This window comes from Thermophilibacter sp., from assembly GCF_966187215.1.
Window position 1 is genome coordinate 1 of the sequence record NZ_CBIFYV010000087.1, and the last position, 7444, is coordinate 7444.

A 7444-nucleotide genomic window follows, 5' to 3' on the forward strand; every position below is an offset into this window, starting at 1 on the left:
GTGGTGTGAGTCCCCTCCTTCAGGGATCAGGGGTCGGTCTTCTGGGTGCTAGTTCGCTTGGGGCGGGGGACTCCCCCCCAGGGCCGCGCGGCGAAGGCGGACCAGGGGCCGCGCGTGGCGGCGCTCAGGCCCTCGAGCCCCACCTCGTCGGCGCTCCCGGCGTCGACCGCGGCGAGCGTCCAGCGCTTGCCGCCCACGGGGCGCGCCGAGCGCCGCAGCGTGACGCGGACCGGTGCCGATCCGTCGGAGCGCAGGTAGCGCAGGGAGAACGTCACGTTGCTGCGCGTGCCGTCGAGCGCGCCCGTGGAACGTGCCACGCGGAAGTCCTCCTCGAGGGTGGCCATGGGGTCAACGTCCGGGGGGAGTACCTGGTAGAGCGTGCTGAGCTGCTCGCTGGGGCAGCGGACGTCGGCGTGAAAGTCGTGGGGGAGCTCGTCGGCGCGCTTCGCGGGCGCCGGGCTCGGCTGCGGCGTCGCTGCGGGGACGGCCTCGGGGGAGGCGCCCTCCTCGTCGGGGTCGTAGGTGATGTTGAGCGAGATGGACGGCCTGCGCGCGGGCTCCGGCTCCGGGGCGGGCTCGGGCTCGGCTGCGGCCGCCGTCTCCGGCTCCGGTTCCACCTCCGGCTCCGGGGCGGGCTCGGGCTCCGGCTCCGGGGCGACCGCCGCCTCGGGCTCAGGTTCCGGCTCGGCCGCTGCTTCCGGCTCCGGCGTGTCCGCCGCCTCCGGCTCGGCCACCGCTTCCGGCTCGGCCACCGCCTCCGCCACGGACTCGGTCGCGGCTGCCGTCGCGGCCACTTCCGCGACCACGGGCACCGGCTCGGCCTCGTCCGCGGGCTCCTCCGGAGCCCGCTCTATGTGCCGCGGCTTGACCGGCCGCAGCGCCTTGGCCCCCTTGCGGCGCTTCCAGGGCTTGTCGCTCGGCGCCTTGTCCTCGCTCGGGCGCGCGAGGGTGCGGTCGTACTCCTCGCAGGGGAGCACCGTGGCATAGACGGTCCCCTTCTTGAAGACCGTGAGCTTGACGAACTCGCTCAGCTGCTCGCACAGCGCGCGCATGCTCTCGCAGCCGAGGTCGGCCGGCTCGAGCCCGTCGGCGGCGAGCGCCTCCTCGGCGCGCGGCAGCAGAGTCTGGCGTCCCACGCCGAGCTCGCGCGAGAGCAGCTGATACAGGTACAGGCGGTTGCCTGCGGACATCTTGGGCATGTCTGCTTCTTTCGAATGGGCGCGGCGTCGCGCCGCGGGGTCTCTTCTACCTTACTACCCTACCCATTCCGGCCCGCCGCGCGCGACCGTTCGCGCAGACGGCGGTTGCGGAGGTTGGTGACCGTCGCCTCCATGCCGTGCGGCACGTAGCTCGACGCATCCAGCTCGCTCGGCAGGTACACGGCGAGCGAGAGCTCCGCGGTCTGCTCCGGGTGCTCGGGCGCGGGCCCGGGCGTCACCGTGAGCGCGTGCACGCGGGCGCCCTGCGCGCCCAGCCGCTGCTCATACTCGCTCGGTGGCACGTCAGCGTCGGCCGCGTCGGCGCGCGCGTCGCGACTCTGTCGCACGACCTCGTAGCCGGCGAGCGGCACCTGCGTGAGCGCGAAGTCAAAGAGCGGCTGGCTGTCCGTGCGCAGCCGGACCTCGCCGCCGGGGGCCAGGATCTCGCGGAAGTCCATGAGGCGCTCCAGGCAGAACATGCGCCGGTGTGCGTCGCGCTTGCGCGGGAACGGCGTGGGGTAGTTGAGGTGGATCACCGAGACCTCGCCGGGCGAGAAGAACGCGCGCACGCGCATCCCGTTGCCGGGCACCACGACCACGTTGGAAAGGCCGCTCTCGCAGACGTGCTGGGCGGCGTAGGCCACGCAGATGGGTTCGGCGTCCATGGCCACGTAGAGCACGTCGGGGTTGCGGCGCGCCGCCTCGATCGCGAAGGCCCCCTTGCCGCAGCCCAGGTCGAGACGCACCTCCGAGAAGCGCCCCGCGCCCGCGGTCGCGCTCGTCCCGATGCCGGGCCAGCAGGCCTCGGCCCAGCACCCGCGCAGCCGCTCGGGCTCGAGCTCGATGGCGCGGCCGTAGCGCTCCAGGCGCTCCTCCAGCACGAAGTTCTTGGGCAGACGGGCGTGCAGCGCGTGTGGCATGGGGCTCCATTCTGAGGGACATTGGGGACGGAGGTGTTTGTCACCTCATCAAGCTTGTCTTGTTCGCCGAGGTGACAAACACCTCCGTCCCCAATGTCCCAATTCGGAAGCTACAGCAGGTCGTCGAGGGTGGCGCCGTAGGAGGGGAGAAACTCGTGCACGAAGTCGGCCACCTCGGGGAGCTCGTCAGCCATCGCGTCGACGGCCGCGCGGCAGCTCCGCTCGGCGCTCGCGAACTCGGCGTTGCCGGACCTCCGCTCGTCCACGCACTTGATGAGCGCGGACACCTTGTCGGCCGCCTTCACGAGCCGCCGGAGGTGGCGCTCCTCGTCGTCGGCGTCGTCGGCCACCCACAGGACGTCCTCGAACGCCGGGCGCAGGTCGTCGGGAAGCGTGGCCAGTAGGCGCTCCTCGGCGCTCCGCTCCACCGCCTTGTAGGCGTCGCGGATGGTCCCGTCGTGGTACTTGACGGGCGTGGGCATGTCGCCGGTGATGATCTCGGACGCGTCGTGGTAGAGCGCCACGAGCGCCGCGCGCCCGGCGTCGAGGTCGTGGCCGTAGCGCACGTTGCCGATCACGCACAGCGTGTGCGCGATGACGGCGACCTCAAGCGCGTGCTCCGAGAGGTTCTCCGGCCGCGAGCTGCGCATGAGCGCCCAGCGCTCGATGTACTTCATGCGCGAGAGGATCGCGAGGAAGTGGGAGTCCTCCCCGCGACGCCCCCGCGGCTCGCCCGTCTTGGCGCCGGCCACTAGTCCTGGTCCTCCTGCGTGCTCTGCAGCGTGGCCATGAGGGCGGGGATGACCTGCTTCTTGCGGCTCACCACGCCCGGCAGCAGCGCCAGGCCGCTCTCGGGCTCCACGTCGAAGGCGCGCGAGACGATGCCCTCGGCGCCCTCGCCGTACCACAGGATCTCGCTCGAGGAGCTCTTGACGTCGGTGAACAGGTAGAAGACGAGCGGCAGCTCCTCGCTGCGGGCCGCCTCGGCGAGGTAGGGCCCCACGAGCGCCTCGGCCGCCTTGCGGCTCTTCTCGGTCATGTAGCTGCCCTGGCCCACGCCGAACTTGACGTTGCCGCGGCTGAAGACCTTGAAGTCCTGGTGGAAGACCTCCTCGGCGGTGCGCCCGGTGAGGTCGGCGCCGGCCTCGAACATGGCGTCGGAGTAGGTGGGGATGTCCTCGCCGCAGATGCGGGCGAGGTCCTCGGCGGCGCGGCGGTCCACCTGGGTGCAGGTGGGCGAGCGGAACGCCAGCGTGTCGGACAGGATGGCCGAGAGCATGAGGCCGGCGATGTCGCGCGGGATCTCAACGCCGTTCTCCTGGTACATCATGTACACGATCGTGCAGGTGCAGCCCACGGGCATGTTGCGGAAGTAGGCGGGGCTGGAGGTCTCGATGGAGCCGATGCGGTGGTGGTCGATGATCTCCATGATCTCGGCCTGCTCGAGACCCTCGACCGACTGCGCGCGCTCGTTGTGGTCGACGAGGATGACGTGCTTTTTCTTGGCGGTGAGCAGGCTCGGCGAGCTGATGAGGCCCACGTAGTGGCTGTTCTCGTCGATGACGGGGAAGAAGCGGTGGCGCGAGCGGGCCATCATCTTGCGTGCGTCGTCGATGGTGGTGTTGACGCTCACCTTGAGGATCCCCTCGGAGAGCATCTTGGCGCGCACCGGGACCGCCATCGTGATGAGGCGCGCGGCCGCGAAGGTGTCGTAGGGCGTGGTGATGACCGCGCAGCCGTGCTCCCGCGCCAGCTCCAGCACCTCGTCGGAGGCCTGCGCGCTGCAGCAGATGACCAGGCAGCTGGCCCCGTGCTCCACGGCAAAGCGCTGCGTCTCGTAGCGGTTGGTGACCAGGACGATGTCGCCGCTCTGGACGCCGTCCTCCATCATCTCGGGCGTGGTGCCCACGTGGACGTCGCCGTCGGTGATGCGGCCCATGGGGTCGCCGAGGATCATCTCGCCGTCCAGCGTGTCCGTGACGCTGGCGTAGCAGGTGCCGGCCTTGCCGAGCGCGCTCGTGTCGAAGACGTCCATGTTGGCGTTGGCGATATCCTTGACGGCGATGAGGCCCTCGAGGTCGTTGTCCTCGCTCGTGACGCAGAGCGTGTCGCACTTGGCGTCGCGCATGAGGTTCCAGGCGCGGAACAGGCTCATCTCGCCGTCGATGCCGCCCTGGCGCTGGATCTCGGTGTCCTTGACCTGCGGGGTGACCGAGGTGATGAGCTCGGGCTCGTCGAAGCCGAAGTGGCGCAGGACGAAGGCGGTCTCGCGGTTGACGGCGCCGGCGCGGCGGGCCTCGTAGATGTTGGTGTGCTCGACCTCGTTCTTGAGGTGCGCGTAGGCGATGGCCGAGCAGATGCTGTCGGTGTCGGGGTGCAGGTGGCCGATGACGTTGACCTTGCGGATACCCTCAGGCATGGCTTGCTCCTTCAGGGGTCGGGTGCGAATGCCTAGATTGTGCCACTACGCGCGCCTCACAGGGTCGAGGACAGCCAGCGCGTCTCGCAGGAGAGCATCTGCTGGCGCGGCGCCGCGTCGGGGTCGCGCATGCGCTCGATGAGCAGCGAGCACGCGATCTCGCCCTCTCGCTCCACGGGCTCGACGATGGTGCTCACGGTCGGCTCGGTGATCTCGGTCCACTCGGTGTTGTTGAGGCCGAGAAGCCCGATGTGGTCGGGCATCAGGTGACGCAGCGTGTCGAGCGCCCTGACCACGCGCGCGAGCGCCCACTGGTGCGGGCAGAAGACGAGCGTCCGGCGCGACGGGTCGATGCGGTACTCGAAGTGGTGGCGCAGCTCCGCGACGGACGGGGTCTCGTGGTCGATGCGCACGGTCTCGGCGGAGACGCCGCGCTCGGCGAGCGCGTCCGAGACGCCGCGCAGCCGCTCCGAGCGCGTGCGGGCCCCGTTGATGTCGGCGGCGAGCACCATGCAGGCGTCGTAGCCGCGCTCCATGCAGGCGCTCACCGCGTCGTAGACGCCGCCGTAGAGGTCGGTCTTCACCCAGGTGCTGCTGAGGTCGACGAGGCTGAAGTCGTAGAACACCACGGGCTTGCCGGCCCGCGTGAGGCGCTCGTTGAGGCTGCGGTAGTGGTTGGTGGGCTGGATCACGAAGCCGTCGACCCCCAGCGAGAGCATCTTCTCCACGTAGCTGCGCTCGACCTTGGGGTCGAAGTGGGTGTCGCACACCACGGTGAGGTAGCCGCCCTCGTGGGCCACGCGCTCCACGCCGCGCACGAGCTGCCCGGCCCAGGTGTTGGTGTTGTCCTCGATGAGGATGGCGATGACGCCGGAGCTCTTGCTCACGAGCCCCTGGGCGTGCGCGTTGGGGGAGTAGCCCGTCTCGTCGACGATCCGCTCGATGCGCTGGCGCGTCTGCTCGCTCATCTTCTCGAACTTGCCGTTGAGGAAGTGCGAGACGGTGGCCGTGGAGGTGTTCGCGAGCCTCGCTATGTCCGCTATCGTCATGCGCTTCTGCGTCATCCTCACCCTTCCATTGAAATGTTATGGTGCCTAGCATAACGCATCACAATTCCTTCACACAGGGGCCCCGCAGACCGCTGGTTAACGCCGCACGTCGAAAGGTCCAAATAGTTCTTGACAAACGGGACGGCTCGTATTTTGCGACCGTCCCGCCTTGGTGAATCGCTTAACAAAATCGAGAAACACACCCATCTACGTGCGCATTTACCGAATTTGAATTGTGCGTGGAGACGCCGCCGACCACAATGAGCCCAGCAAGGCTGCCGGCAGGAACAGCTGGGCGCGCGGTCGCGACGCGCTCTCGGCACTGGGAGGACGCTGAGGGCCTCCCCTGGGAGAACCAGATTGGAGAGAGCATGAAAATCGTAGCTGTATGCGCGTGCACTGTCGGCATCGCACATACCTACCTCGCCAAGAAGGCGATCGAGGACGAGTGCGCCAAGCGCGGCATCGACTGCAAGGTCGAGGCGCAGGGCGGCCTCGGCATCGAGAACGAGCTCACGCAGGCCGACGTCGACTCCGCCGACATGGTGGTCAACGCCATCGACGTGGGCATCGAGGGCGATGACCGCTTCGAGACCAAGCGCGAGGAGAACCGCTTCCTGAAGGTCGGCACCTCCGACGCCATCTCCGACGTGGCCAAGGTCATTGACCAGGCCGTCGAGATGGCCAAGCGCGCCGACGCCGCCGCGGCCGAGGGCCAGAAGAAGGGCCTGTTCGCCGACTTCGGCAAGACCCTGCTCAACGCCTTCAACACCGGCGTGTCGTACTTCATCCCGGTCGTCGTCATCGGCGGCGTGTTCCTGGCCTTCTCGCTGGCCTCCGGCGAGGCGGGCGACGCGGGCATGACGGTCACCAACCCGTTCATGATCAACCTGAACACGATCGGCAGCGCCGGCATCGCGATGATGATCCCGGTCCTGGCGGCCTACATCGCCTACTCGATCGCGGGCAAGCCCGGCCTGGCCCCCGGCTTCGTCCTCGGCTACCTGGTCAACAACCCGGTCACCGTCAACGACACCGCCGTCTCCACCGGCTTCCTCGGTGCCATGATCATGGCCGTCGTCGCCGGCTACTTCGTCAAGTGGATGAAGACCTGGAAGGTCAACAGCACCGTCCAGACCATCATGCCGGTCCTGATCATCCCGATCCTGACCTCGCTGGTGCTCGGCCTGTTCTACATCTACGTCCTGGCCTACCCGATTTCGATCTTCATGGGCTGGCTCATCGACGTCCTCGGCAACCTGCAGGGCGGCTCCGCCGTGGTGCTCGGCCTCGTCATCGGCGTCATGACCGCCTTCGACATGGGCGGCCCCATCAACAAGACGGCCTCCACGTTCACCATGGCCCTCATGGCCGAGCAGGTCTACGCCCCCAACGGCATGTTCCGCGTCGCCGTGGCCATCCCGCCGATCGCCTGCGGCCTCGCCTCGCTGATCGCCCGCAACAAGTTCGATGACGCCGACCGCCAGATGGGCATCTCCGCCATCTTCATGGGCTGCATCGGCATCACCGAGGGCGCCATCCCGTTCGCCGTCAAGGACCTCGTCCACACCCTGCCGGGCATCTGCATCGGCTCCGCGGTGGGCGCCGGCCTGGCCGCCATCCAGGGCATCCAGTGCTACGTCCCGCACGGTGGCTTCATCGTCTGCCTGGCCACGAACAACATCCCGCTGTTCTGCCTCGACATCGTGATCGGCGCCGTGGTCGCCGCGGTGATCCTGGTCGCCATGAAGCCCAAGCTCAACAAGTAGTCGCTCGCACCACCTGCCGGGCCCCGCGCCGCGGGCCCGGCATCCCGGAGGCGCCGTCCGAAGCACCCCAAACCACAAGTCTCACCCT

General features: G+C 68.8%; 6 protein-coding genes. 1 reads left to right on the forward strand and 5 read right to left on the reverse strand.

All coding sequences use genetic code 11. The features are described from left to right. Positions 1-26: 26 nt before the first annotated feature. The 5 genes from ACWTSU_RS07090 to ACWTSU_RS07110 all read right to left on the reverse strand — a co-directional run bounded on the left by ACWTSU_RS07090 (position 27) and on the right by ACWTSU_RS07110 (position 5602). The gene (locus ACWTSU_RS07090; protein WP_455139168.1) at positions 27-1199 is read right to left on the reverse strand and encodes a hypothetical protein; all 1173 of its coding nucleotides are present in this window, start codon (positions 1197-1199) and stop codon (positions 27-29) included. A gap of 59 nt (positions 1200-1258) precedes the next feature. Beyond that, entirely contained in the window at positions 1259-2119 is an 861-nt protein-coding gene (gene trmB / locus ACWTSU_RS07095) for a tRNA (guanine(46)-N(7))-methyltransferase TrmB (protein WP_455139169.1), read from the reverse strand. Between the two features lie 110 nt (positions 2120-2229). Continuing rightward, the gene (yfbR, locus tag ACWTSU_RS07100; RefSeq protein WP_455139170.1) at positions 2230-2871 is read right to left on the reverse strand and encodes a 5'-deoxynucleotidase; all 642 of its coding nucleotides are present in this window, start codon (positions 2869-2871) and stop codon (positions 2230-2232) included. Beyond that, positions 2871-4538 carry a putative manganese-dependent inorganic diphosphatase gene (locus ACWTSU_RS07105; RefSeq protein ID WP_455139171.1) on the reverse strand — a complete coding sequence of 556 codons (1668 nt, stop codon included), beginning with the start codon at positions 4536-4538 and terminating at the stop codon, positions 2871-2873. Before ACWTSU_RS07105 ends, yfbR begins: the two co-directional genes overlap by 1 nt. 56 nt (positions 4539-4594) lie before the next feature. Continuing rightward, on the reverse strand, positions 4595-5602 hold the full coding sequence (locus ACWTSU_RS07110) for a LacI family DNA-binding transcriptional regulator (RefSeq protein ID WP_455139172.1): 1008 nt from the start codon (positions 5600-5602) through the stop codon (positions 4595-4597). Between the two features lie 356 nt (positions 5603-5958). On the opposite strand from ACWTSU_RS07110, the gene ACWTSU_RS07115 reads away from it, so the two are divergent. Beyond that, a complete protein-coding gene (locus tag ACWTSU_RS07115) occupies positions 5959-7356 on the forward strand; it encodes a PTS fructose transporter subunit IIC (protein ID WP_455139173.1) in 1398 nt (465 codons plus the stop codon). Positions 7357-7444: the final 88 nt, after the last annotated feature.

Excerpts from the sequence above, each read along its gene's own strand:
- ACWTSU_RS07110 (WP_455139172.1), bottom strand. The coding sequence starts at position 5,602 with ATGACGCAGAAGCGCATGACGATAGCGGACATAGCGAGGCTCGCGAAC.
- trmB (WP_455139169.1), bottom strand. The coding sequence starts at position 2,119 with ATGCCACACGCGCTGCACGCCCGTCTGCCCAAGAACTTCGTGCTGGAG.
- ACWTSU_RS07105 (WP_455139171.1), bottom strand. The coding sequence starts at position 4,538 with ATGCCTGAGGGTATCCGCAAGGTCAACGTCATCGGCCACCTGCACCCC.
- ACWTSU_RS07115 (WP_455139173.1), top strand. The coding sequence starts at position 5,959 with ATGAAAATCGTAGCTGTATGCGCGTGCACTGTCGGCATCGCACATACC.
- ACWTSU_RS07090 (WP_455139168.1), bottom strand. The coding sequence starts at position 1,199 with ATGCCCAAGATGTCCGCAGGCAACCGCCTGTACCTGTATCAGCTGCTC.